Consider the following 22,912-nt stretch of genomic DNA (forward strand, 5'->3'; position numbering starts at 1 on the left):
AGGCTTACTTGCCGGAGGTCTGGTAGACGTAGGGCTGCTGCGGCACCTTGGCGTCGTTGAAGCCGGCCTGGGCGGCGCGGTCCTGGGGCTTGTCCCAGAGCAGGGCGCGGCCGGCGCGCTGTTCGGCTTCCAGCGTGGGGCGCTGGGCCTTGAGCTGGTCGATGAACTGAGTGATCTCGGACTTGTAGGGCTTCCAGAACAGGGGCATGGCGGTCTCTTGGGCTAAGGCGGGGATTTTAGATCGGCGATGCCGGGCACGATCGCCGCATCGCCCAGCTCGCCGGCCAGGCCGCTGCGGTGCAGCAGATCAAGCGGTTGGGCGTTGACATGGGCCAGCACCAGCGCGGTACCGCGCTTGAGCAGTGCGCGGTGCAATTCGCGCAGCGCTTCGGCGCCTGAGCTGTCGATGATGACGAGACGGTGCATCTCCAACACCAGGGCCCGTGTGCCGGCGGGCAGTTGTTCGGGCAGCGGCTCCAGCTTGCCGACGGCACCGAAGAACAAGGCGCCGTAGAGCTCGTAGGCCACCACGCCCTCGGGCAAGGGCTGGTCCAGCACCGGTTTGAGCGTGAACAGTTGGCCCATGCGCCAGACGAAGAAGACGCAGGCGCTGATCAGCCCCACCTCCACCGCGACGGTCAGGTCGGCCATCACGGTCAGCACGAAGGTGCCGAGCAGCAGCGCTCGGTAGGTGGCATGGAAGCGCCGCAGCCGTGCGAACTCATGCCATTCGCCCATGTTCCAGGCCACCACGAGCAGGATGCCGGCCAGCGCGGCCAGCGGCACATGCACCGCCAGCGGCGCGGCGGCCAGCAGGATGAGCAGCAGCGTCAGCGCGTGGACGATGCCGGCCACCGGGCTGCTGCCGCCGGCGCGGATGTTGGTGACGGTGCGGGCGATGGTGCCCGTGGCCGGCAGGCCGCCGAACAGCGGTGCGGCGAGGTTGGCCAGCCCTTGCGCCATCAGCTCCTGGTTGGGGTCGTGGCGGGGCAGGTCGGGCGTGAGCTTGTCGGCCACGCGGGCGCAGAGCAGCGACTCGATGGCGCCCAGCAGCGCCAGCGTCACCGTCGGGATGACCAGTTGCTGGGCGGCGGCCCAGCTCAGCTCGGGCCAGGCCAGCGCTGGCAGGGTGCGCGGGATGGCGCCGAAGCGGCTGCCTATCGTTTCCAGTGGCAGATTGAGCAGCGCCGTCACTACCGTGGCGCCGCCCAGTGCGACCACCGTGCCGGGCAGCAGGGCCAGCCAGCGGCGCGTGCCGGTGAGTGGGCGCTCGCGGTCGATGTTCTTGGGCCAGAGCAGCACGACCGCCATGCACGCCAGCGCCAGCGCCGGGGCCCCGGGGTTGAGCGTGGCGGCGTGGGCGTACAGCGCGCCGATCTGCCCGAAGAAGTCGGCCGGCATGGCCGCAATGCGCAGGCCCAGGAAATCCTTCAGCTGTGCCAGCGCGATCAGCACGGCGATGCCGTTGGTGAAGCCGGTGACGATGGCCACCGGGACATAGCGCACCAGCCCGCCGAGACGCAGCGCGCCCATCGCGAACAGCAGCACGCCCGCGCCCATGGTGGAGAGCAGCAGGCCCGCCAGGCCGTGGCGCTGCAGGATGCCGTAGACCACCACGATGAAGGCGCCGGCCGGGCCGCCGATCTGCACGTTGGAGCCGCCCAAGAGCGAGATGAGCAGCCCGGCGACGATGGCCGTGGCCAGGCCCTGCTCGGGCCGCAGCCCGGAGGCGATGGCGAAGGCCAGGGCCAGCGGCAGCGCGACGATGCCGACGGTCAGGCCGGCGCCGATGTCGGCGATCAGCCGTTCGCGCGGATGGCCCCCCAGCAGCGCGAGGCTGCGGGGACGGAAGGGGTGCAGTCGGGGCAGGGGCATGGGGTCTCCGAAGTGGGGGCGGACGCGGTGGGCGTCGCCTTCGGAGGGCCGCAGTGATGGCGCTGCGCGATGAAGCGCCGGCGCCGCGACAAACCCAGGGGTCCTCGCGGCGCGTGCATGGGTTCAGCGCACCCGCATGCCGGGTTGGGCACCGGCGTGGGGCTCAAGGACAAAGATGCCGGGCGTGGTTTTCTCATCGGCGTGGCTCGCAGCAAGGACCATGCCCTCGCTGATGCCGAACTTCATCTTGCGCGGCGCCAGGTTGGCGACCAGCACGGTCAGCTTGCCTTCCAGGTCTTCGGGCTTGTAGGCGCTCTTGATGCCGCTGAAGACATTGCGCATGCGGCCTTCGCCGGCGTCCAGCGTCAGGCGCAGCAGCTTGTCCGAACCCTCGACATGCTCGGCCTTGACGATCAGCGCGATGCGCAGGTCGACCTTGGCGAAGTCGTCGATCTTGATTTCGGCGGCGATGTCTTCGCCGCCGGGGATGACGGCGGGTGCCGGCGGTGCTTCGAACAACAGCTCGACCTTGGCGAGGTCGACTCGCTGCATCAGATGCTGATAGGCGCCGATCTGGTGCCCGCCCAGCGCCCGGGCGCTGTCGCTCCACTTCAGAGGCTCGACCTTCAGGAAGGCCTCGACCTGCGCCGCCAGCGCGGGCAGCACCGGCTTGAGGTAGATCGTCAGCAGCCGGAAGGCCTCGATGCAGACGCTGCAGACGTCGTGCAGGGCCGCGTCCATGCCCTCCTGCTTGGCCAGCTCCCAGGGTTTGTGCTGGTCGACGAACTCGTTGACCTTGTCGGCCAGGGCCATGATCTCGCGCAGGGCCTTGCCGAACTCCCGGGCCTCGTACAGCTCGGCGATGGCGCCGCTGTGGCCGCGCAGTGCGTCCAGCAGCATGCGGCCTTCCACACCCAGGTCGCCACTCAGATGGCCGCCGAAGCGCTTGCTCAGAAAACCCGCCGCGCGCGACGCAATGTTGATGTACTTGCCGACCAGGTCGCTGTTGACGCGGGCCGCGAAGTCCTCGGGATTGAAGTCGATGTCCTCGACCTTGGCATTGAGCTTGGCGGCGATGTAGTAGCGCAGCCATTCTGCGTTCAGGCCGAGGCCGAGGTACTTCAGCGGGTCCAGGCCGGTGCCGCGGCTCTTGCTCATCTTCTCGCCGCCGTTGACGGTCATGAAGCCGTGCACGAAGACGTGGTTGGGCGTCTTGCGGCCGCTGAAATGCAGCATCGCCGGCCAGAACAGCGTGTGGAAGTAGGTGATGTCCTTGCCGATGAAGTGCACCTGCTCGACCGACTCGTCCGCCATGAAGGCGTCGAAGTCCTTGCCAAGCTTGCCGAAGTAGTTCTTCAGCGAGGCCAGGTAGCCGATGGGCGCGTCCAGCCAGACGTAGAAATACTTGCCCGGCGCGTCGGGAATCTCGATGCCGAAATAAGGTGCGTCGCGGCTGATGTCCCAGTCGCTGAGGCGGTTCTTGCCTTCCTCGTCGGGCTCGAACCACTCGCGGATCTTGTTCAGCACCTCGGGCTGCAGACGGCCGGGTTCCTGCGTCCACTGCGTCAGGAAGTCGACGCAGCGCGGGTCGCTCAACTTGAAGAAGTAATGCTCGCTGCTCTTGAGTACCGGCGTCGCGCCCGACAGTACCGAATAGGGGTTCTTCAGCTCGGTGGGCGCGTAGACCGCGCCGCAGACCTCGCAGGAGTCGCCGTACTGGTCCTTCGCACCGCATTTGGGGCACTCGCCCTTGATGAAGCGGTCCGGCAGGAACATGGACTTGGCCGGGTCGAAGAACTGCTCGATGGTCTTGGTGGTGATCAGCTCGTTGTGCCGCAGCGCGAGATAGACGGCCTTGGACAGTTCATGGTTCTCGGGCCCGTCGGTGGAGTGCCAGTTGTCGAAGCTGATGTGGAAGCCGTCGAGGTACTGCTGGCGGCCGGCCGCGATACCGGCGACGAAGTCCTGGGGTGTCTTGCCGGCCTTTTCGGCCGCGATCATGATCGGCGCGCCGTGGGCGTCATCCGCGCAGACGAAGTGCACCTGCGAACCTGCCATGCGCTGAAAGCGAACCCAGATGTCGGCCTGGGTGTACTCCATGATGTGGCCGATGTGGAAACCGGCGTTCGCATAGGGCAGGGCGGTGGTGACGAAGAGCTGGCGGGGCTGACGGGACATGGGACGCTTGGTCGACAGGAGCGGGCGGGGAACCCGGAATTTTAGGTTTGCGGCGCGGCGGGGTCGGTGGGGGCGGGTGCAGCCTCGCCATCGGCCTGGGGTTCGTCGGGGCTGCCGTCGTCGGGCTTGCCACTGGCCTTGCGCTGACGCTTCTCTTCAGCCTTGCGTTTCTTGGCCAGCTCGCGCTGGCGTTTTTCATAGCTGTAGTTCGGTGCGGCCAAGTGCGATCTCCTGCAAACGCCCGCACGTGCGGGCCAGGCCAATGTAACCCGCAGCCCTCGCTCCGAAGCGCCCCTACTTGGCAGCGAAAGCTACACAGGGCCTCAAGGACCGCCTCTAAGTCACTGATCCGTAACACTTCTGTAAGCTATCCACCGAGTCTGTGGAAAACTTTGTGGAGAACTCCCCTCCATCGAAGCCAAGCCCTTGTGTGATGCGGCTCCCCTTAGGTTGCTGAATTTTTGAGCACCCACAACTGTCCTATATGAATCAACCACTTAGCGTGAGACCCTTCGCCAGTGAAAGCGTTGTCGGACCAAGGGTCCAAAACGCTTGACGCTTGCCAGATTTGGGGATAAGTCAAGCCGCCTCGTGCGGATGTCACGGGTCTGGATGACAGGCAGCGGGCGTTTGTCCCCGCCAACTGTGGACAAGTCTGTGGGCCGCATGACGACAGCGCCGCTAAGTGCTTGATCGGCCAACGTCGCCGCTGCGCTGCCCGTTTTTGAGGCGCTGCCCGAGCGCCCGTTGCGGGCAGGCCCCGAGAAGGCGCTGCGAGGCCGGCGGCTAAACTCGCGCCCTTTTGAAGAGGCGGCAGCGGCGCAGATGGTGGACATGACGAGGGAAGGTGGCGGGCGCAGGAGCGCCGCGCGTACCGGCACTTTCGAATTGAAGTCGCGCCGCTTCAGCCTGCTGGGCTTGGTGCTGCACAGTGCCGACATCGCCGAAATTGCCGCCGACTGGGCCGCGCGCGCCGGTGCCGGCGGCTTCGAGCATGAGCCCGTCGTCATCGACCTGAGCGGGCTGCCCCGCGCCGCCGCCCCCGCGACCGCGCCGCCGGTGGAAGGCCAGGCGCCGCTGGCACTGGACGGCCCGGCGCCGGTCGACCTGCGATCTATCGTCGAGCTGCTGCGCGCCAGCCAGCTGCAGCCAGTGGCAGTCGCCGGCGCCACCGCCGAAGAACTGGCCCTGGCCCTTGAGCTGGGCCTGGCCGATGCGGCCGACGAGCCCGCCGCCGAGCGCGCTGTGCCGGCGCCTGCCGACACCGTGCGCGAAGTGGTGCGCGAAGTCATCGTCGAGAAGATCGTCGAAAGGCCGGCCGCGTCCGCGCCGACCTTGATCGTTGATAAGCCGCTGCGCTCCGGCCAACGCATTTATGCCAAGGGCGGCGACCTCGTCGTGCTGGCTCTGGTCAACCATGGCGCCGAAGTCATTGCCGACGGTAGCGTGCACGTCTACGCGCCGCTGCGCGGCAAGGCGATTGCCGGTGCGCGCGGTGATACCTCGGCGCGCATCTACGCCCAAAGCCTGGAGGCGGAGCTGCTGTCGATTGCCGGCATCTACCGCACGACCGAAAACCCGCTGCCGGCCGACGTGGCGGGCAAGCCGGCCCAGGTCCTGCTGGATGGCGAGAAGCTTCTGATGCTGCCGCTCGCTCTCTGAACACCGATTGAACCGAACGAACACACAGGAAAGCTCCAGATGACCAAGATCGTCGTCGTCACCTCCGGCAAGGGCGGGGTCGGCAAGACCACCACCAGCGCGAGCTTCGCCACCGGCCTCGCGATGCGTGGCCTCAAGACCTGCGTCATCGACTTCGACGTCGGCCTGCGCAACCTTGACCTGATCATGGGCGTCGAACGCCGCGTCGTCTACGACCTGATCAACGTCGTCAACGACGAGATCAAGCTGACCCAGGCCCTGATCAAGGACAAGCAGCTCGACAAGCTCTACATCCTGGCCGCCTCGCAGACGCGCGACAAGGACGCGCTGAAGCAGGAAGGCGTGGAGCGCGTGCTGAACGAGCTGAAGGCGATGGAGTTCGACTACATCGTCTGCGACTCCCCCGCCGGCATCGAGACCGGCGCGCTGATGGCCATGCACTACGCCGACGAGGCGCTGGTGGTGACCAATCCCGAGGTCTCCTCGGTGCGTGACAGCGACCGCATCCTGGGCATGCTGAGCAGCAAGACCAAGCGCGCCATCGAAGGCGGCGATCCGGTCAAGGAGCACCTGCTCATCACGCGCTACAACCCGAACCGGGTCGAGGGCGGCCAGATGCTGAGCCTGGACGACATCCACGAGATCCTGCGCACGCCGCTGATCGGTGTCATCCCCGAGAGCGAGAGCGTGCTGCAGGCCTCCAACCAGGGCACGCCGGCCATCCACCTGCAGGACACCGACGTGGCCGAGGCCTACAAGGACGTCGTTGCGCGCTTTCTGGGCGAAGACAAGCCGATGCGCTTCACCGAGGCCGTGAAGCCCAGCTGGTTCAAGCGCGTCTTCGGCGGCAAGTGAGGGAGGCCGCACCATGGGATTCCTGAACTTTTTCCTCGGCGAGAAGAAGAGCTCGGCCAGCGTGGCCAAGGAGCGCCTGCAGCTCATCCTCGCGCACGAGCGCAATGGCCGCAGCAGCAGCCCTGACTACCTGCCGCAGCTGCAGCGCGAGTTGGTGGCCGTCATCAGCAAGTACGTGTCGATCAACCCCGACGACATCAAGGTGCACATGGAGCGCCAGGGCGACTTCGAGGTGCTCGAAGTCAAGATCGAGTTGCCGGAGACCGGCGGCCGCTAACGCCTCTACCGCGCGGCACGGGCCTGCTCGCGCCGCATGAACAGGTAGAGGCCCTCCACCTTCGCCCGCGCCCAGGGCGTCTTGCGCAAAAACTTCAGGCTGGATGCCACGCTCGGGTCGATGCGAAAGCACTTGATCTCGATGCGCTGGCCCAGTTCTTCCCAGCCGAAATGCTCGACCAGTGCAATCACGATGGCCTCCAGCGTGAGGCCGTGCAGCGGATCTTTGGAAGGGTTCGTTGGCATAGGCTGTACTGCGCGAAGTAGGTGGTTTCTGTATTCGGGCCGAGCGCCGGGCCGCTCCCAAGCCGGCCCGCTGAGGCGATGCTTGCCGGTCGATCCGGCAAGCATCGCCGTCCCCCAGGGGGACCGACCAGGCTCGCCCGCGTGCAGCGGTGCGAGACTGGGCGAGGGGCTCGTCTATTCGTGGGTGAACTGGTCAGAGTTCTTGCCCCTGTACTGCGCGTAGTAGCGCTTGATCTCCGCCATGTCGGCGTCGACGTCGCCGGTCGGCCGGAAGATCGGACCGAGGCCGGCGAGCTTGCGCGGGTAGTCCATGTAGGCCATGACGATGGGCAGCTCCGCCGTGACGGCGATCCAGTAGAAGCCGGTCTTCCAGTAAATGGTCTTGCTGCGCGTGCCCTCGGGCGGCACGATGAGTTGCACCGGGCCGTCGGCGGCCCGCAGTGCCGCTGCAGAAGCGTCAACGAGGTTGTTGGACTTGCTGCGATCCACCGGGATGCCGCCCAGCCAGCGCATCAGCCCGCCGAAGGGGAAGCGGAAGATCGACGCCTTGCCCATCCAGTAGGGTGTCAGCCGCAGCGCGAACGCGGTGAACAGCGTGTACGGCAGGTCCCAGTTGCTGGTGTGCGGCGCGGCGATGAACACGCTCTTGCGCGCCTCGGGCAGCAGCTCGCCCTGTACGGTCCAGCCCGCCAGCTTCAGCCAGGTGACCGAGAGGCCCCGCAGCACGGTGCTGACGACCGGCGTCGTGAAGATGGTGCGGTGCATGCGCGCAATTATCCGGGGCCCATGCCGCTCATGCCCCGTATCGTGCAGCCTGTCGCAGCGATGTTTGTCACGGCTCAAGGCTGCGGCGATGCTGCGACGGTTTCAACCCACTGACGAAGAGAGCATGCGCAACCCAAACCTTCCCGTTGCCGTCCTGTTGGCGCTTTTGATCGGTGCGGCTCAGGCAGGCCAGCCCGCCACGCCGGCCGCGATGGCGGCCTATGCCGACAAGCTGCTCGATGAGAGCAAGATCAATCGCGACGGCCCAGGCCTCACCGTGCTGGTCGCGCGCGGCGACCAGCTGCTCTACAAGGGGGCGCGCGGCATGGCGAGTATCGAACTCGGCGTGCCCATGCAGCCGGACCAGCTGCTGCGCATCGGTTCGGTCACCAAGCAGTTCGCCGCGGCCACGCTGCTCAAGCAGATCGACGAGGGCAAGGGCAAGCTCGACGACCCGCTGTCGAAATACCTGCCCGACTATCCCAACGGCAGCAACATCACCCTGCTGCAGCTGCTCAACCACACCTCCGGCGTGAAGAGCTATACCGGCATCTCCGGCTATATGCGCAACCAGATCCGCCGCGACCTCAGCACGGCTGAGCTGATCAGCGAGTTCAGGGACCAGCCGGTCGACTTTGCGCCGGGAGAGAAGTGGGCCTACAACAACTCCGGCTACGTGCTGCTCGGCGCCGTCATCGAGGCCATCTCCGGCAAGACCTGGCACCAGGCGCTGGACGATGCGCTGCTCAAGCCCGCCCAGGTTGGCAACATCCACTACCAGGCGGGGGACAAGCTCTTCAAGGGCATGGCCCAGGGCTACACGCTGAACGGTCAGCGGGAGGTCGCGCCCGCCGGCATCCTCAGCATGACCCAACCGCATGCCGCGGGCGCGCTGATCGGCAATACCGAGGGCCTGTGGCGCTGGAACCAGGCGCTGCACGGCGGCAAGCTGATCAGCAAGGCGAGCTACGAACGCATGGTGACGCCCGAAGGTGTGGCCAAGCCGCGCCACTACGGCTTTGGCATTGGCACCGGCACGCTGCGCGGCCAGACCATGCTGGGCCACGGCGGCGGCATCCATGGCTTCGTGTCGCAGCTGAGCTATCTGCCGCAGAGCCAGACGACGGTCGTCATCCTGCGCAACAGCGACGGTTCCGGCCAGCCGCTGGACACGATCGCGCGCAAGCTGGCCGCCTTCGCCATCGGCGAGCCTTTTGCCGAGCCCAAGGCGGTGGCGGTGCCCGCCGAGCAGCTCAAGGCGGCCGAAGGCGTCTATGCGCTGGACGACAAGCAGACCCGGACGCTGCGCGTGAAGGACGGCGCGCTGACCAACCGGCGCAGCGGCGGCGGCATTGCTGCGCTGATCCCGCTGGGCAACGACCGCTACGCCTTCCCCGACTCGCTGACGCAACTGCACCTGGAACGCGGCGCCGACGGCAAGGCCGTGGCCGTGCGCTTGCTTAACAACGGCGAGACCGAGGGCGCGGAGCGTTGGGCGCGCAGCGGCGATCTGCCCGCGGACCAGGGCTTCATCACACTGAGCCCCGAGCAGCGGCAGGCCTTGCTGGGCGACTACAGCGCGCCGCAGTTCGCCATCAAGGTCTTCATCGACGACAAGGGCGTGCTGCGAGGCCAGGCGCCGGGCCAGCCGTCCTTCGCACTGCAGGCGCGCACGCCGCGACAGCTCTATGTGCCCGAGGTCGATGCCGTGCTCGACTTCAGTGCCGAAGACGCCAAGGCTGGGTCGGTGACGCTCATCCAGGGCGGCAACAAGCTCGTCATGCCCCGCAAATGATCGTCACGTCGCTGCGCGCCTCGGCGACGCAGGGCAGGATGAAACCGTCGGCCTTCTCCTCGGCCGACAGGCCCGGCCAGGGGATGCGGTGCTCGATGCGCCCCTGGACCAGCCGCGAAATGCAGCTGCGGCAGGTGCCCGTGCGGCAGGACCAGGGCAGCTTGATGCTGGCGGCCAGGCCGGCCAACAGCAGCGTCTGGTCAGCCGCAGCAGTGAAGGTCTCGCCGCCGGGCTGCAGCGTCACCAGGAATGTCTCGGACATGACCGGCATCATGCCGCCCCGCCGTTAGCATGCGCGCGCTGACCCGCAAGGTCAGCAGCGTTCTCAGGGCGGGGCGGAATTCCCCACCGGCGGTATGTGCGCAAGCACGAGCCCGCGAGCGCCTTTACCGCCTCGGCGGCGAAGGGTCAGCAGACCTGGTGCGATGCCAGGGCCGACGGTCACAGTCCGGATGAAAGAGATCGCGTGGCAGCGTCGCGCCTGTGCAAGCAGGGGCGGCGCTGTGGCGTGCGCTTGCCCTGATTCTGGAAAACCGTCTGTCTAGAGGACACCATGAATCAGACCCTCAACCCCACCTTCAAGCTGACCCGCCTGCCGCGCGTGGCCATCGTGGCTGCCAGCTGGCACAAGGACATCGTCGGTGTCGCCGTGTCGGCCATCCGCCATGAATTCGACCGATGTCGAATCCCTGCGGAGCAGGTCAGCGTCATCGACGTGCCCGGCGCCTTCGAGATCCCGCTGCATGCCAAGCGGCTGGCGCTCAGCGGCCGCTTCGACGCCGTCATCGCCTGCGGCCTTGTCGTCGACGGCGGCATCTACCGGCACGATTTCGTCGCCCAGGCGGTCATCAGCGCGCTGATGCAGGTGCAGCTCGAAACCGATGTGCCGGTGTTCTCCGCCGTGTTGACGCCGCATCATTTCCACGAGCATGGCGAGCACAAGCGCTTCTTCGCCGAGCATTTCTCCACCAAGGGCGTGGAGGTGGCACGCGCCTGCCTCGCGACAATGGCGAGCCTCGACCAGTTGAACGCGCTGGCCGCCTGACCTCGCTCCGAGCGCGGTGCCCGCCTGCGGCGCCGCGCCTTTTTTCTTGATGCTTGCTTCCCGTTATCTCGCCGGCTACCCGCCCGAACTGATCGCCCAGGCTGAGCAGTTGCGCCTGGACGGCCGGCTGTCCGACCACCTCGCCCGCCGCCTGCCCGAGCGCCACGAGGTGCGCAGTGACACGGCCCTGTTCGATTACGTCCAGGCGCTGAAGAGCCGCCACATGCGCAATGCCGGCCCGCTGCAATACGTCGGCTTCGACGCCAAGCTGCGCGTGCTGCAACAGGCCCTGGGGACACACACCCGCCGCACACAGGTGCAGGGCACCAAGCTCAAGACGCGCCGCGAGATTCGCGTCGCCACGCTGTTCAAGGAGGCGCCGGCCGCGCTGTTGAACATGATCGTCGTGCACGAGCTGGCGCATTTGCGCGAGCTGGAGCACAACAAGGCCTTCTATCAGCTGTGCCAGCACATGGAGCCGGATTACTTCCAGCTGGAGTTCGACCTGCGGCTCTACCTGATGAACCAGGAGGGACAGTGAAGCCCCTCGTCCAAGGCGTACCTTGGCCGGCCCCCCGAGGGGGCGGCGATGCTCGCGGCGTTGAGCTGCGAGCACATCGCCATGTCGGGCCGGCTTGGGAGCGACCCGGCGCTCGGCCCGCAGGAGCGCCGAGATGATTCTTCTCGCGCCGATGGAAGGCCTGCTCGACCACATCCTGCGCGACGTGCTGACCCGCGTCGGCGGCGTGGACCGCTGCGTGTCCGAGTTCATCCGCGTGACCGACCAACTGCTGCCGAGCCGCGTGTTCACGCGCATCGTGCCCGAGCTGCGGAATGGCGGCCGCACGGCGGCCGGCGTGCCGGTGCATCCGCAGCTGCTCGGCTCCGACGTGACCTGCCTGGCCGAGAACGCCGCGCGCCTGGCCGAGCTGAAGCCCGAAGGCATCGACCTCAACTTCGGCTGCCCGGCCAAGTGCGTCAACCGCCACCGCGGTGGCGCCGTGCTGCTGGACGAGCCCGAGCTGATCCACGAGATCGTGTCTGCCGTGCGCCGTGCGGTGCCGATGGACGTGATGGTGTCGGCCAAGATGCGCCTGGGCTACATGGACGACAGCCGCACGCTGGATGTCGCCCGCGCCATCCACGCGGCAGGCGCGCAGGAGATCGTCGTCCATGCCCGCACCAAGGCCGATGGCTACAAGCCGCCGGCCTACTGGGAGCGCATCGCCGCCGTGCGCGAGGCCGTGCCGCTGACCATCATTGCCAACGGCGAGATCTGGACCGTCGAGCACGCGCAGCTGGCCCGCGAGCGCAGCGGCTGCGAGCACCTGATGCTGGGCCGCGGCATGGTGGCCGACCCCGGGCTGGCGCTGCGCGTGGCGGGCCAGCGGGCCGAGCCGGTGCCGTGGCGCGAGCTGCTGCCGCTGATGCAGGTCTTCTTCGACCAGGTCCGCGGCCATGTTGCCGCCAAGCACCAGGGCGGGCGGCTCAAGCAATGGCTGCACTATCTGAAGCGCGCCTATCCGGAGGCCGAGGCGGCCTACGCTGAATTGCGCACGGTCAACGATGCCGAAGAGCTGGCGCGCCGGCTGTTCGGACCTCAGCAGGCCTGAGCCTGTGCCGCCGCAGCGCGCGTGGCGCGCACGGCATCCTTGCGCACGCTGATCCAGGCGACTGCCAGCCCGCCCAGCGTCAACGCCGCGGCGGCCCACGGCACGTGAGACAGCCCCGTGCCGTCGGCGATGACCACGCCGCCCAGCCAGGCGCCCAGCGCATTGCCCAGGTTGAACGCGGCGATGTTGAGGCTGGACGCCATGCTCTGGCCGGCGCCGCTGGCCTTGTCCAGCACGCGAAGCTGCAGCGGCGCGACGGTGGCGAAGCCGGCGGCGCCCAGCAGGCCGATGAACAGCACGGCCAGCGCCTGGTTCTGCAGCGTGAAGCCCATCAGTGCCAGCACGCCGGCCAGCACGGCCAGCGAGCCCAGCAGCGTAGGCACCAGCGCACGGTCGGCCAGTCGGCCGCCGATGACGTTGCCGATGACCATGCCGACGCCGAACACCAGCAGCACCGCCGACACGCCGGCGTCACTGAAGCCGCTGAGGCGGGTCAGCAGCGGCTGCACGAAGGTGAAGACCGTGAACACGCCGGCAAATCCCAGCACGGTGGCGCCCAGGCCCAGCAGCACGTGCCCGCGCTTCAGCACCTTGAACTCCTCGCGCATGGACACGGCGCTGCCGGCACCCGCCTCGCGGGCCGACACGAACAGCGCGACGACGGTCATCGCCAGCAAGCCGATGGCGCTGACGGCCCAGAACGTCGAGCGCCAGCCGTAGTGCAGGCCCAGCCATGCGCCGGCCGGCACGCCCAGCAGCGTGGCGACCGTCAAGCCCGTGAACATCGTCGAGATGGCCGAGGCCTTGCGGTCGGCCGGCACGACGCTCGTGGCCACGACGGCGCCCACGCCGAAGAAAGTGCCGTGCGCCAGCGACGTGACGACGCGCGCCACCATCAGGACCAAGTAGTCGGGCGCCAGCGCGCAGGCGATGTTGCCCAGCGTGAAGATGGCCATCAGTGCCAGCAGCGCGGTCTTGCGCGGCACGCGGCTCAACGCGGCCGTCAGCAGCGGCGCGCCGACGAACACGCCCAGCGCATAGCCCGAGATCAGCAGCCCGGCCATCGCGACGCTGACCTGCAGGTCGCCGGCCAGCTGCAGCAGCAGGCCCATGATGACGAATTCGGTCGTGCCGATGCCGAAGGCTCCGACGGTCAGCGCGTACAGCGCCCAGGGGCGCTTGGTGGGTGTGGCTGCGGCGGGCGCAGCGGAGGAGGGGGAATGCATGGTCGGTCTGTCGAATGCGGCGATGGACGAGGAGATGACCGTTGTGCCGATGCCGAAGGCGCCGGCGGTCATCGCGTACGCCCACGGGCGCTTGGTGGGTGTGGCTGCGGCGGGCGCAGCGGAGGAGGGGGAATGCATGGCCGGTCTGCCGAATACGGCGATGGACGAGGAGATGACCGGCAGGTTAAGGATTTGCATTCGATGTAAAAACCACCAGGTCGCTGAATCAGTTTCAACGTTTCATTGAAAGGTGCCTGGCATGAGCAGCCGCGTCGACGATCTGAATCTCTTCCTGCGCGTGTTCGACGCAGGCTCCATCAGCGCGGCGGCGCGCAGCCTGGACCTGTCGGTGGCGGTGGCCAGCCAGCGGCTGCGGTCGCTGGAAATTTCGCTGGGCGTGCGCCTGTTTCATCGCACCACGCGCAGCCTCACCTCCACCGACGAAGGCCTGGCGCTGGCTGCTCAGGGCCGCCCGCTGGTGGATGACCTGCAGGCGCTGATGGCGGGGCTGCGTCAGGCGGGCACGGGCGTCAGCGGCACGCTGCGCATGACGACCTCGGCCACGTTCGCGCGGCAGTACGTATCACCGCTGCTGCCGGAATTCATGCGGCAGCATCCGCAGCTGCGGCTCAGCCTGGATGTTTCCGACCAGGTGCACGACCTCGTGACGGCCGGCTTTGACCTGGCGCTGCGCATCGGCGCGCTGGAAGACTCCAGCCTTGTGGCGCGGCAACTGGCCGTGAACCGGCGCGTGCTGTGCGCGTCGCCCGACTACCTGCGCCGCCGTGGCCCTCCCGCGCGACCGGAAGAGCTGGCGCAGCATGACTGCCTCATCCTGGTCGGTAGCCAGGGCCGCGCGGATGTCTGGCGCATGAAGGACAAGCGCGGTCGCGAAGTGGCCGTGCGTGTGGACGGGGCGTTGGAAAGCAGCCAGGGCGAGGTGCTGCGGGACGCCGCGGTGGCCGGCATGGGCATCGCCATGCACTCGACCTGGCATGTGGCGGACGACCTGCGCGCCGGGCGCCTGGCGGTGGTGCTGCCGGACTGCAAGCTGCCCGAGACCGGCATTCACGCGGTGATGCCGCAGCGCCGGCTGGTGCCGGCCCGCGTGACCGCCTTCGTCGACTTCATGGCCGAGAAGATCGGCGGTGTGTCGCCGTGGGAGCGCGACGAGAAGCCGCCGCGCTCCAGGAAGATCAGCCCGGCTGCTTCGTGATGCGCAGATAGGGCTTCGGCGCCTTCCAGCCGCCGGGGAACAACGTCTTCGCGTCCTCATCGCTCACCGACCCGGCAATGATGACGTCCTCGCCCTGCTTCCAGTTCACCGGCGTGGCCACCTTGTGCTTGGCGGTCAGCTGCATGCTATCCAGCACGCGCAGGATCTCGTCGAAATTGCGGCCCGTCGTCATCGGGTAGGTCAGCATCAGCTTGATGCGCTTGTCCGGGCCGATGACGAAGACCGAACGCACGGTGGCGTTGGTGGCGGCCGTGCGGCCCTCGGACGTGCCCTCGATGTCGGCCGGCAGCATGTTGTAGAGCTTGGCGACGTTCAGGTCGTGGTCGCCGATCATGGGGTACTTGGGCAGGTGGCCCTGGGTCTCCTCGATGTCCAGCGCCCACTTGTGGTGGTTGTCCACGGGGTCCACCGACAGGCCGATCAGCTTGGCGTTGCGCTTGGTGAACTCGGGCTCGATCTTGGCCATGTAGCCCAGCTCGGTCGTGCACACCGGCGTGAAGTCCTTGGGATGCGAGAACAGCACGGCCCAGCTGTCGCCGATCCAGTCGTGGAACTTGATCTCGCCTTGCGTGGTCTGGGCGGTGAAGTCGGGGGCGATGTCGTTGATGCGCAGGGACATGGTGGCTCTCCTTGATTGGCTTGGGGGCGGGGGGTGAATGATAGGAACGAAGCAAAGGCTTGTTCCGCATGAGCTTCATCGAAACAGGTCTATGGGTTTCAGCTGGCGAGGCTGGGCACTTCGGCAAGCACCGCCGCCCACACGTCGACCGGCGCCGCACGGCGGGCGACAGGCCCGTAGCGCGCCCACTGCTCGGGCGTGCAGACGGTCTTGAGCGAATGCACGAACACCCGCGTCGCGCCGACGGGCGAGTTCTTGGTGCTGCCGAAGGCGGCCAGCGAAGCGACGCCGTGGGCCACCAGATGGTCGAAGCCGCCGTGCGCGATGCCGGCCGACACGCACCACTGGGCGAAGAGGGCGGCCTTGCCTTCCCTGGGCAGGCGGTTCACCAGCGGCATCATGATGTCCTCCTCGTGCAGCAGGTGCGCCTCGGCGCAGCTCCGGTAGGCGGCGAAAGCATCCCGCAGCGCGCCGACGCCCATCGGGAGGGCGCGCGTCACGGCGGCCTGCAGTTCGTGCTCTTCGACATGCTCGGCGCGGAACAGGGCCGCGTTCGCGGCGCCGTCGAAATGCAGATCGAGCATGGCCGTGATGCCACCGCCCGCGCCGTCCACGCCATCTTCCATGGCCGCATGCACGGCGATGGCGTCGACATAGGCGCCCCAAGCCGGCGCGAAGCCGGCCAGGTCGCCGCGCTCGGCCAGCGGCGCCAGCACCTTGGCCAGGTCGTTGCGCAGCACCTCGTGGTAGTTGCGCATGATGGCGGGCACGGAGACTTCGGGTTCGGTCATGGTCGGCTCCTGGTGGTGTGTTGCTGTGGAACGAATGCTCGCGGCAGGTGCCGTTCGGTGGTTGTTCAACGTTGTTAAACCGGCGGCTTTACAGTGCCCGGCGCGATGAATGGAGCCGCCTTGCCCGCCACTGAATCCGCTCTCCCGGCCAAGCCGCTGCGCTTTGGCGCTAACGGCCGCTTCGAGCTGCGCCCGGCCGAGTACCGGCTGCTGGTGGACGGCGAACCGTCGGCCCTGGGTGCCCGTGCGCTGGACCTGTTGTTCACGCTGGCCGGCCGGCCCGCCGAGCTGTTCACCAAGGCGGAGCTGATCGAGCGCGTCTGGCCGGGGCTGGTGGTGGAAGAGGGCAACCTGCGCGTGCAGGTCAACGCGCTGCGCCGCCTGCTCGGAGAGGACGCCATCGCCACCGTGCCCGGGCGCGGCTACCGCTTCACGGCCGCGCTCCTCGACGACGCGCTGGCCGCTGCAGCGCCGCCGCCCGCGCCCGGCACGACCACGCTGTTCGGCCGCGACGCCGACCTGGGCCGGCTGCGCGATGCGCTCGCCGCACCGGGCTGCGTGAGCCTCGTCGGCAGCCCCGGCGTCGGCAAGAGCAGCCTGGGGCGCGAGGCGCTGGCGCGCTGGCCGGGGCGCAGCGCCTGGGTTGACCTGGCGCCGCTGACATTGCCCGAACAGCTGCCTGACGGCATCGCCCGCGCCTTTGGCGGCCAGCTGAGCCGGGGCGAGGCGCTGCCGCAGCTGCTCAACCGCATCCCGGCCGACGACGACCTGCTGCTGGTGCTGGACAACGCCGAGCACCTGGCCGCAGCCTGCGCCGAATGGGCCGTTCAACTGGCTGCGCTGCCCCGCTTGCGCCTGCTCGTCACCAGCCAGCTGCCGCTGGGCGTGGACGGGGAACGCCTGCTGCGCCTGGAGCCGTTGCAAGTGGCCGAGGGCGTCGACGGCCCAGACGCGCGCGAAGGCGCGCTGGCGCTGCTGGTGGCCCGCATCCGCGCGGTGGATGCGCGCTTCGACGTGTCGGCCCGGTCACTCCCGCTGCTGGCCGCGCTGTGCCGCCAGCTCGACGGCCTGCCGCTGGCGCTGGAGCTGGCCGCCGCGCGCGTGCCGCTGATGGGCCTGCAGGCCGTGCACGACGCACTGGCCGAGCGTTTCGCACTGCTGTCCCGCGGCCGGCGCGATTCGTCGGCCCGGCACCGCACGCTGCTGGACGCGCTGGACTGGAGCCACGGCCTGCTGGAGCCGGCCGAACAGCGCCTCTATCGCGCGCTCGGCGTGTTCGCCGGCGGCTTCACGCTGGACCTGGCCGTCACGCTCAGCAGCGACGAGCACACCAGCCGCTGGGATGTCGTCGACGGCCTGGCGACCCTGGTGGAGCGCTCCCTCGTCAGCGTTGCCAGCGAAGACCCGCCGCGCTACCGCCTGCTGGAAACAATGCGCGCCCATGCGCTGGCGCGGCTCGGCGATGCCGACCGCCATTCCGCCCGCCGCCGGCATGCCGCGGCCGTGCTCGCGTTGATCGCACCCAGCGACGACACGGCGCTGTGGCTGGCCGACATGCAGAACGTCCGCGAGGCCTTCCTGTGGGCGCGCGAGCACGACCTCGCCACCGCCGCCCAGATCGGCGCCCGCGCCGCCCGGGTGATGGTGTTCACCGTCTGGCGCCACGAGGTGACGGAATGGATGCTGTCGCTGCTTCCGGCGATGGAGGCGCGTGCTGAAGCGGTGCCAGCGCAGGTGCAGGCGCTGTGGTGGTCCCTGCTCGGCTACCTGCTGCTCGTCCGCAACGACCCACGCGCCGTGCCGGTCGCACGCAAGGCCGTCGACCTCTGGCGGCCGCTCAGCAATCCCGCCGAACTGCTCATCGCCGCGGCCCACTGGGTGCGCGCCTTCACCGAGGACGCGCCCGAACTGGAAGAGGCCTGCACGCTGCTGCGCGAGCTCGCCGCGGGCGACGACTCGGCCGCGACGCGGCTGCGCCTGAACGGCGCGCTGGCCGTGGCGGCCCGCCTGCGCGGCGACACGGCCGAACTGCTTGCCTGCATGGAGCGCGAACAGCTGGCCGCCCGCGAACTCGGCGAGTCACAGCGCGTGCAGGTGGCCGAGAACAACATCTGCCTGACGCTGGTGCGCCTGGGCCGCTTCGAGGAGGGCGCCACGCGCACCCGCGCCCTGCTGGAGGTGCTGGACGCCGACGGCAGCGGCAGCAACGGCAGCCTGCCCTGGGTGCTGAACGCCCTCGTCGAAGCCCTTGTCGGCCTCGGGCGGCTCGACGAGGCGCAGGCCCTGCTGCCGCGGTCGCTCGCCGCGCAGTGGCGCTTCGGCACGACGGTGGCCTGGCTCGGCATCCTGCCGCTGCTGGTGGCCCAGGGCCGCATCGAAGCCGCCTGCCGCCTCGCCGGCCATGTGCGCGGGCGGTGGACGGCCAACGACACCGCGCTGGACGTGCTGGAGCTGCGCGCGTTGGACGGCGCGCTGGACGCCGGCCGGGCTTTGCTGGGCAACGACATCACCGCAGCGTTGGAGGCCGAGGGCCGGGCGCTGGGGGATGAGGCGGTGGAGGGGTTGGTGTTGCGGCGGTAGGGGGCGTGTCGGCCAGCGGACCACTTTGTAGCGATCAGCGGCTCGTCGCTGCATGCCGCGCTTACGGTAGTAGGCCCTTTCCGGTCATCGGGGCGCCGGTTGTGGCACTGTCTCAGCGACCGGTCTGCGGGGTTGCGCTATGTCGGCTGGGACTCACCGGAGGAAGTGACGCCGACCTCATCGAATGCTTGCCACTGGTGACCGCGAACTCACGCAATCGACCCGAAGCCGCCGATCAACTAGGGCCCGTAACTCGCGTTGAAGCAGTCGCTCAACGTTAAGCTCAGCTGCGCTTCTGAGTGTGGTGATGCAGCCGGCACTGAGGCAGTACGGCGAGTACCTGAGGTTGGGCTTGCAGCGCCTGCCCTAGCGCATCAACTTTAGAGAGGAGTTATGCATCGGTGAGCTTTGCCAGGTGCGGAAGCGTTGCTCGAATGGTTGCCACAAGCTGATGCCCAGCCTCCTCGGGCGAAGCGGAATCCCACACGATCGTCAGGTGATGGTTCGTGTCAAAGTGGGTTCTCGTTGCCTGGAACTTATCGCGCTCGCATGTGTAGATCACCGGCTTGCCCAGTCCTTCCGCATACCCGGCTTCCCAATAGGCTCCGAGGTTGTCGTGCGACAAATCCGCGACCACGAAGTCGGAGGCCCGAATCTCCACGCGCATGCGGTCATCTATAAGGCCTGCCACAGGTCGATCATCAAGCTTGAATAGATCGAACCCAGCACGCTGTGCCGCAGGTTTGAGCACTCGATCAAGCAGCGAGTTCAGGGTCGGGTCTCCGAACTTCATTGCCATGAAGGCCTTACGGTACGTTGCGTTGCCGGATCGCAGCGATTCGTAGTAGTCCCAACCGGAGAAGGTGAGCGCTACGTGAGCGACGGACTCTCCAGACAGGTAGGTTTCATGCGGGCCGGTGACAAGACCTGCATTCTTCAGATGCTCTATGAGCATCGAGAAGCCTGCATGGGATTTGGCACCGACGACAGCGCCTTGCAGGTCGTAGTTGAGCTCGACGGATTCGCCGGGCCCCGGAGAGTGGCGGGCCAGCCATTGAACGAGTAAGTCTGCCTGTTCTCTTGGACGCGGAAGTGGATTCTGAAGAATGGCCTCGGCGGTGTACGAGTTCAGCAGCAGTTGCTGCTCTGCCTCATGAGCCTTGCGGACGACATGGCTTAGCTTCGGCGCGCTATCCCTTGCAAGGAGCAAGTTCGAAAGAGTTGCTGCCAAGGTGCCAGTGATGCCGAACTTCCCACAGTGCGGGCAGTCGACAAGGGTGCAATCCCGACCGGAGGCATCTGGTCCGACGACAGCTGCCGCGTTTCCACACAGGGCGCAATTCATTGGGTGGATTCCGATGCCTGACGAGTTGTTGGAAGATCGTTAACGATGGCTGCTCAACATTTGAGCATGTGATCATGGCCAACGATCGGCATGCTGACGACCTGATAGCCGACTCTCACGGCCGGCCGCTCCTGGCCGGGACCACGCATCGAGCACCTGCCTGCTAGGCTGCACGCGTTCGCTTTAACTCCAAACTCCCGCCGCAGTTTGAATGACACACCATGAGCGTTTAGCGAGGTTTGCGCACCTCTCGACCGCGCTGGCCCTCCAAAGCGACCCGCAACTGGCTCAGCTGGTGGATGAGGCTGAGCAACTGGCGTCAGGCATCGGCGGAACCACGCTGACGTTCGCGCTCGACGGACACCAGGTGTTTGCCAAGCGCGTGCGGTTGACCGATTTCGAGCTGCATCCGGCGCACCGGATGTCGACGGCAAATCTCTTCGGACTTCCTACGTACTGCCAGCGCAACGTCGGGTCGGCGGGCTTCGGCGCGTGGCGGGAACTGGCCGCCAACGTCATGACGACGGGCTGGGTGCTGACGCAGCAGCTGGAGTGCTTTCCGCTCATGTATCACTGGCGTGTGCTGGAAGGCCCGTCTTCACCAAGCGCCGCACCGCGCCCGGTCGAATGGACCGACGTAGAGCGCATGACCAGCTATTGGGGCGGCGCTGACGCCATGCGAGCCCGCCTTGTGGCACTCGCCGATGCCAAGTACAGCCTCATGATCTTTCTGGAGCACGTTCCCTGGACGCTCAATGCGTGGTTGGAGCGCCAGTTCGGCGCGCAGCCAGCGGCGGTGACGTCGGCCTTGGAGATGGTCGAACGCGGCCTGACCGTCGACATTCCCTCGATGAATTCGTTGGGCTTGCTCCATGGCGACGCCCACTTCGAGAACATCTTGACCGATGGGCAGCGGCTGTACTTTGCTGACCTCGGCCTAGCCACATCCGCGCGCTTCGCACTTTCGACGGATGAAGAGGACTATCTGCACCAGAACGCGAGCCTGGATCGCGGGTACGCACTGGCCAAATGGGTCAATGGCCTGGTCAAGGCCTTCGCGCCGGCGGTAGACGACGTGCTTGGTCGTTTCGAATTGGTCCGTGCCGTCGCACAGGGTCAGTCCGTACGCCAGCTGGTGCCCGGCATGCCCACCTACGCGGCTGAGATCGTTCACCGCCACGCGCCGGTTGCCACTCGCGTCAATGACTTCTACGTCAAGCTGCACAGCGAAGACAGACGCGCACCCTATCCGGGCGATGCAATCGCAGCCTTGCTTTCGGAGACGGCAGCGGCGATGTAGCAGATGACGCGAGCCAACTTGCAGGCGGACTGACTACCGCCCCACCCCAAAACTGCTCCGATACGCCCGCGGCGCCAGCCCCAGCCGGGCCTGGAAGTGATGCCGCAGCGCCTGCACGCTGCCAAAGCCGGCCTCGGCCGCGATGCTCTCGACGGGCAGGGTGCTGGCTTCCAGCAGCCGCTGCGCCTCGGCGACGCGCTCGGCGATGAGCCAGTCGCCGGGGGACTGGCCGGTCGCCTCGGTGAAGCGGCGCAGCAGCGTGCGCGGGCTCATGGCGCTGGCCGCGGCCATGCGTTCCAGCGTCCACGGCGCGCGCAGGTCGGCGCGTACCTGGTCCATCAGGCCGGACAGCCGGTTCGTGCGGTCACGCGGCACCGGCCGTTCGATGAACTGCGCCTGTCCCCCGCCGCGGTGTGCGGGCATCACCAGCCGGCGGGCGACGCTGTTGGCGGCGTCCACGCCGAAGTCGCTGCGCACGAGGTGCAGCATCAGGTCGATGCCGGCGGCGCTGCCGGCCGACGTGAAGACGCGGTCCTCTTCGACATAGAGCACGCTCGCGTCCACGTCGATGGCCGGGTGGCGCTCGCGCAGCGTGTCGGCATAGCGCCAGTGCGTGGCCGCGCGGCGGCCGTCCAGCAGGCCGGTGGCGGCCAGCACGAAGGCGCCCGAGCAGATCGACGCCAGCCGCGCGCCGCGCTGCCAGGCCTTGCGCAGCCGCTTGGCCAGCACGTCAGGCACCGGCACGTCGGCGCCCTTCCAGCCGGCCATGACGATGAGGTCGGCCTGGTCCAGCAGCTCGACGCCGCCGTCGCTGCTGACCGTCAGCCCGCCATGAGCGCGCAGCGGCCCCGGTTCGGTAGCAGCGCTGGCAAAGCGGTACCAGCCCGGCCCCATCTCCGGCCGCGCCAGGCCGAAGACCTCGGCGGCGATGGCGAACTCGAAGGTGCACAGGCCGTCGTAGACCGGCGCCACCACCAGCGGTCCAGCCCGCGGACCGGTGTTTGGCGTGATCTTGGCGGTCTTGGTCATTGGCGCCAATTGTGGCCCGTGCGGTACAGCGCGACCATGACTCGTCTTGCAACGGAACCCACCATGCCCTCTCACGTGACCGCCATCCCTGCCGCCCCGCCCGCTGAAGCCGAGGCCCATTTCGCTGCCGAGTTCAGCTTCGAAACCGACTGCTGGGACGTGCACGACGCGCTGTCCGGCACGCCCGACTTCGTGCTGCTGGACGTGCGCTCCGCAGAACTGTTCGCGCGCGGCCATGTGCCCGGCGCGGTGCACTTCCCGCATGGCAAGCTGGTCGAGAGCAAGCTCGCCGCCTGGCCGATGGACACGCTGTTCGTGACCTACTGCGCCGGCCCGCATTGCAACGGCGCCGCGCGCGGCGCGCTGCGCCTGGCGCGGCTGGGCCGGCCAGTGAAGATCATGGCCGGCGGCATCACCGGCTGGGTGGACGAGGGCTTCGCGCTGGCGACGGGCTGAGCTGCAGGCGCGGCTAGCA

Annotated in this window: 24 protein-coding genes and 1 riboswitch; of the genes, 12 read left to right on the plus strand and 12 right to left on the minus strand. The window is 67.9% G+C overall.

The window, feature by feature from the left end:
- Window positions 1–4 precede the first annotated feature (4 nt).
- The 4 genes from ASC81_RS04755 to ASC81_RS04770 form a co-directional block, all read right to left on the minus strand.
- Entirely contained in the window at window positions 5–208 is a 204-nt protein-coding gene (locus ASC81_RS04755) for a DUF3460 family protein (protein WP_056263310.1), read from the minus strand.
- 14 nt (window positions 209–222) lie between these two features.
- A complete protein-coding gene (locus ASC81_RS04760) occupies window positions 223–1,875 on the minus strand; it encodes a SulP family inorganic anion transporter (RefSeq protein WP_056263312.1) in 1,653 nt (550 codons plus the stop codon).
- A gap of 123 nt (window positions 1,876–1,998) precedes the next feature.
- Entirely contained in the window at window positions 1,999–4,053 is a 2,055-nt protein-coding gene (gene metG, locus ASC81_RS04765; protein WP_056263314.1) for a methionine--tRNA ligase, read from the minus strand.
- Between the two features lie 41 nt (window positions 4,054–4,094).
- Window positions 4,095–4,274, minus strand: a complete 180-nt coding sequence (locus ASC81_RS04770; RefSeq protein WP_056263317.1) for a hypothetical protein — start codon at window positions 4,272–4,274, stop codon at window positions 4,095–4,097.
- A 613-nt stretch (window positions 4,275–4,887) separates the two neighbouring features.
- On the opposite strand from ASC81_RS04770, the gene minC reads away from it, so the two are divergent.
- From minC to minE, 3 genes are read left to right on the plus strand one after another with little or no spacing between them, the layout of a single operon-like run.
- Complete coding sequence (gene minC, locus ASC81_RS04775) at window positions 4,888–5,715, plus strand: septum site-determining protein MinC (RefSeq protein WP_056264322.1); 828 nt, start codon at window positions 4,888–4,890, stop codon at window positions 5,713–5,715.
- A 39-nt stretch (window positions 5,716–5,754) separates the two neighbouring features.
- Complete coding sequence (gene minD / locus ASC81_RS04780) at window positions 5,755–6,570, plus strand: septum site-determining protein MinD (RefSeq protein ID WP_056263319.1); 816 nt, start codon at window positions 5,755–5,757, stop codon at window positions 6,568–6,570.
- 13 nt (window positions 6,571–6,583) lie between these two features.
- Entirely contained in the window at window positions 6,584–6,847 is a 264-nt protein-coding gene (minE, locus tag ASC81_RS04785; protein WP_056263321.1) for a cell division topological specificity factor MinE, read from the plus strand.
- A gap of 5 nt (window positions 6,848–6,852) precedes the next feature.
- Here the strand turns inward: minE and ASC81_RS04790 are convergent, their stop codons facing one another.
- Together ASC81_RS04790 and ASC81_RS04795 are read right to left on the minus strand one after the other, a co-directional pair.
- Window positions 6,853–7,092, minus strand: a complete 240-nt coding sequence (locus ASC81_RS04790; RefSeq protein WP_056263323.1) for a VF530 family DNA-binding protein — start codon at window positions 7,090–7,092, stop codon at window positions 6,853–6,855.
- A gap of 174 nt (window positions 7,093–7,266) precedes the next feature.
- On the minus strand, window positions 7,267–7,857 hold the full coding sequence (locus ASC81_RS04795) for a lysophospholipid acyltransferase family protein (protein ID WP_056263325.1): 591 nt from the start codon (window positions 7,855–7,857) through the stop codon (window positions 7,267–7,269).
- 124 nt (window positions 7,858–7,981) lie between these two features.
- Between ASC81_RS04795 and ASC81_RS04800 the strand changes: the two genes are divergently transcribed.
- Window positions 7,982–9,652: a serine hydrolase gene (locus tag ASC81_RS04800; RefSeq protein WP_056263327.1), complete on the plus strand. Its 1,671-nt coding sequence runs from the start codon at window positions 7,982–7,984 to the stop codon at window positions 9,650–9,652.
- On the opposite strand, the gene ASC81_RS04805 is transcribed toward ASC81_RS04800, so the two are convergent.
- Window positions 9,636–9,914, minus strand: a complete 279-nt coding sequence (locus ASC81_RS04805; protein ID WP_156391736.1) for a 2Fe-2S iron-sulfur cluster-binding protein — start codon at window positions 9,912–9,914, stop codon at window positions 9,636–9,638. The two genes, ASC81_RS04800 and ASC81_RS04805, sit on opposite strands and share 17 nt — an antisense overlap.
- Window positions 9,915–9,969: 55 nt before the next feature.
- Window positions 9,970–10,120: riboswitch (FMN riboswitch) on the plus strand.
- An 85-nt stretch (window positions 10,121–10,205) separates the two neighbouring features.
- On the opposite strand from ASC81_RS04805, the gene ASC81_RS04810 reads away from it, so the two are divergent.
- From ASC81_RS04810 to ASC81_RS04820, 3 genes are all read left to right on the plus strand, one after another.
- Window positions 10,206–10,697: a 6,7-dimethyl-8-ribityllumazine synthase gene (locus tag ASC81_RS04810; protein ID WP_056263328.1), complete on the plus strand. Its 492-nt coding sequence runs from the start codon at window positions 10,206–10,208 to the stop codon at window positions 10,695–10,697.
- Between the two features lie 49 nt (window positions 10,698–10,746).
- Window positions 10,747–11,238, plus strand: coding sequence for a YgjP-like metallopeptidase domain-containing protein (locus ASC81_RS04815; protein ID WP_056264328.1), 492 nt, complete (start codon window positions 10,747–10,749; stop codon window positions 11,236–11,238).
- A 133-nt stretch (window positions 11,239–11,371) separates the two neighbouring features.
- Window positions 11,372–12,310 carry a tRNA-dihydrouridine synthase gene (locus ASC81_RS04820; RefSeq protein WP_056263330.1) on the plus strand — a complete coding sequence of 313 codons (939 nt, stop codon included), beginning with the start codon at window positions 11,372–11,374 and terminating at the stop codon, window positions 12,308–12,310.
- On the opposite strand, the gene ASC81_RS04825 is transcribed toward ASC81_RS04820, so the two are convergent.
- Window positions 12,298–13,536: an MFS transporter gene (locus ASC81_RS04825; protein WP_056263333.1), complete on the minus strand. Its 1,239-nt coding sequence runs from the start codon at window positions 13,534–13,536 to the stop codon at window positions 12,298–12,300. The genes ASC81_RS04820 and ASC81_RS04825 overlap by 13 nt on opposite strands.
- Between ASC81_RS04825 and ASC81_RS04830 the strand changes: the two genes are divergently transcribed.
- Both ASC81_RS04830 and ASC81_RS04835 read left to right on the plus strand, forming a co-directional pair.
- Window positions 13,535–13,783, plus strand: a complete 249-nt coding sequence (locus ASC81_RS04830) for a hypothetical protein (protein WP_156391738.1) — start codon at window positions 13,535–13,537, stop codon at window positions 13,781–13,783. The genes ASC81_RS04825 and ASC81_RS04830 overlap by 2 nt on opposite strands.
- A 12-nt stretch (window positions 13,784–13,795) precedes the next feature.
- Window positions 13,796–14,752, plus strand: coding sequence for a LysR family transcriptional regulator (locus ASC81_RS04835; protein WP_056263336.1), 957 nt, complete (start codon window positions 13,796–13,798; stop codon window positions 14,750–14,752).
- On the opposite strand, the gene ASC81_RS04840 is transcribed toward ASC81_RS04835, so the two are convergent.
- Complete coding sequence (locus ASC81_RS04840) at window positions 14,733–15,392, minus strand: peroxiredoxin (RefSeq protein ID WP_056263338.1); 660 nt, start codon at window positions 15,390–15,392, stop codon at window positions 14,733–14,735. The two genes, ASC81_RS04835 and ASC81_RS04840, sit on opposite strands and share 20 nt — an antisense overlap.
- A 98-nt stretch (window positions 15,393–15,490) precedes the next feature.
- Window positions 15,491–16,183, minus strand: a complete 693-nt coding sequence (locus tag ASC81_RS04845; protein WP_056263341.1) for a hemerythrin domain-containing protein — start codon at window positions 16,181–16,183, stop codon at window positions 15,491–15,493.
- Between the two features lie 120 nt (window positions 16,184–16,303).
- On the opposite strand from ASC81_RS04845, the gene ASC81_RS04850 reads away from it, so the two are divergent.
- A complete protein-coding gene (locus ASC81_RS04850) occupies window positions 16,304–18,763 on the plus strand; it encodes a winged helix-turn-helix domain-containing protein (protein WP_056914112.1) in 2,460 nt (819 codons plus the stop codon).
- 391 nt (window positions 18,764–19,154) lie between these two features.
- Here the strand turns inward: ASC81_RS04850 and ASC81_RS26870 are convergent, their stop codons facing one another.
- Window positions 19,155–20,108, minus strand: coding sequence for a hypothetical protein (locus ASC81_RS26870; RefSeq protein ID WP_156391740.1), 954 nt, complete (start codon window positions 20,106–20,108; stop codon window positions 19,155–19,157).
- Window positions 20,109–20,319: 211 nt separating this feature from the next.
- Here ASC81_RS26870 and ASC81_RS04860 point away from each other — a divergent pair, with 211 nt between their 5' ends.
- On the plus strand, window positions 20,320–21,408 hold the full coding sequence (locus ASC81_RS04860; protein WP_056263346.1) for a hypothetical protein: 1,089 nt from the start codon (window positions 20,320–20,322) through the stop codon (window positions 21,406–21,408).
- A 33-nt stretch (window positions 21,409–21,441) separates the two neighbouring features.
- On the opposite strand, the gene ftrA is transcribed toward ASC81_RS04860, so the two are convergent.
- Window positions 21,442–22,437, minus strand: coding sequence for a transcriptional regulator FtrA (ftrA, locus tag ASC81_RS04865; protein ID WP_056263348.1), 996 nt, complete (start codon window positions 22,435–22,437; stop codon window positions 21,442–21,444).
- Between the two features lie 63 nt (window positions 22,438–22,500).
- Between ftrA and ASC81_RS04870 the strand changes: the two genes are divergently transcribed.
- Window positions 22,501–22,893, plus strand: a complete 393-nt coding sequence (locus ASC81_RS04870) for a rhodanese-like domain-containing protein (RefSeq protein ID WP_056263349.1) — start codon at window positions 22,501–22,503, stop codon at window positions 22,891–22,893.
- Window positions 22,894–22,912 lie beyond the last annotated feature (19 nt).

Origin of the sequence: Pelomonas sp. Root405, from assembly GCF_001425165.1 — a bacterium.
GTDB lineage: Bacteria > Pseudomonadota > Gammaproteobacteria > Burkholderiales > Burkholderiaceae_C > Pelomonas.

Excerpts from the sequence above, each read along its gene's own strand:
- ASC81_RS04755 (WP_056263310.1), bottom strand. The coding sequence starts at position 208 with ATGCCCCTGTTCTGGAAGCCCTACAAGTCCGAGATCACTCAGTTCATC.
- ASC81_RS04760 (WP_056263312.1), bottom strand. The coding sequence starts at position 1,875 with ATGCCCCTGCCCCGACTGCACCCCTTCCGTCCCCGCAGCCTCGCGCTG.
- metG (WP_056263314.1), bottom strand. The coding sequence starts at position 4,053 with ATGTCCCGTCAGCCCCGCCAGCTCTTCGTCACCACCGCCCTGCCCTAT.
- minC (WP_056264322.1), top strand. The coding sequence starts at position 4,888 with ATGACGAGGGAAGGTGGCGGGCGCAGGAGCGCCGCGCGTACCGGCACT.
- minD (WP_056263319.1), top strand. The coding sequence starts at position 5,755 with ATGACCAAGATCGTCGTCGTCACCTCCGGCAAGGGCGGGGTCGGCAAG.
- minE (WP_056263321.1), top strand. The coding sequence starts at position 6,584 with ATGGGATTCCTGAACTTTTTCCTCGGCGAGAAGAAGAGCTCGGCCAGC.
- ASC81_RS04790 (WP_056263323.1), bottom strand. The coding sequence starts at position 7,092 with ATGCCAACGAACCCTTCCAAAGATCCGCTGCACGGCCTCACGCTGGAG.
- ASC81_RS04795 (WP_056263325.1), bottom strand. The coding sequence starts at position 7,857 with ATGCACCGCACCATCTTCACGACGCCGGTCGTCAGCACCGTGCTGCGG.
- ASC81_RS04800 (WP_056263327.1), top strand. The coding sequence starts at position 7,982 with ATGCGCAACCCAAACCTTCCCGTTGCCGTCCTGTTGGCGCTTTTGATC.
- ASC81_RS04805 (WP_156391736.1), bottom strand. The coding sequence starts at position 9,914 with ATGTCCGAGACATTCCTGGTGACGCTGCAGCCCGGCGGCGAGACCTTC.
- ASC81_RS04810 (WP_056263328.1), top strand. The coding sequence starts at position 10,206 with ATGAATCAGACCCTCAACCCCACCTTCAAGCTGACCCGCCTGCCGCGC.
- ASC81_RS04815 (WP_056264328.1), top strand. The coding sequence starts at position 10,747 with ATGCTTGCTTCCCGTTATCTCGCCGGCTACCCGCCCGAACTGATCGCC.
- ASC81_RS04820 (WP_056263330.1), top strand. The coding sequence starts at position 11,372 with ATGATTCTTCTCGCGCCGATGGAAGGCCTGCTCGACCACATCCTGCGC.
- ASC81_RS04830 (WP_156391738.1), top strand. The coding sequence starts at position 13,535 with ATGGTCGGTCTGTCGAATGCGGCGATGGACGAGGAGATGACCGTTGTG.
- ASC81_RS04825 (WP_056263333.1), bottom strand. The coding sequence starts at position 13,536 with ATGCATTCCCCCTCCTCCGCTGCGCCCGCCGCAGCCACACCCACCAAG.
- ASC81_RS04835 (WP_056263336.1), top strand. The coding sequence starts at position 13,796 with ATGAGCAGCCGCGTCGACGATCTGAATCTCTTCCTGCGCGTGTTCGAC.
- ASC81_RS04840 (WP_056263338.1), bottom strand. The coding sequence starts at position 15,392 with ATGTCCCTGCGCATCAACGACATCGCCCCCGACTTCACCGCCCAGACC.
- ASC81_RS04845 (WP_056263341.1), bottom strand. The coding sequence starts at position 16,183 with ATGACCGAACCCGAAGTCTCCGTGCCCGCCATCATGCGCAACTACCAC.
- ASC81_RS26870 (WP_156391740.1), bottom strand. The coding sequence starts at position 20,108 with ATGAATTGCGCCCTGTGTGGAAACGCGGCAGCTGTCGTCGGACCAGAT.
- ASC81_RS04860 (WP_056263346.1), top strand. The coding sequence starts at position 20,320 with ATGACACACCATGAGCGTTTAGCGAGGTTTGCGCACCTCTCGACCGCG.
- ftrA (WP_056263348.1), bottom strand. The coding sequence starts at position 22,437 with ATGACCAAGACCGCCAAGATCACGCCAAACACCGGTCCGCGGGCTGGA.
- ASC81_RS04870 (WP_056263349.1), top strand. The coding sequence starts at position 22,501 with ATGCCCTCTCACGTGACCGCCATCCCTGCCGCCCCGCCCGCTGAAGCC.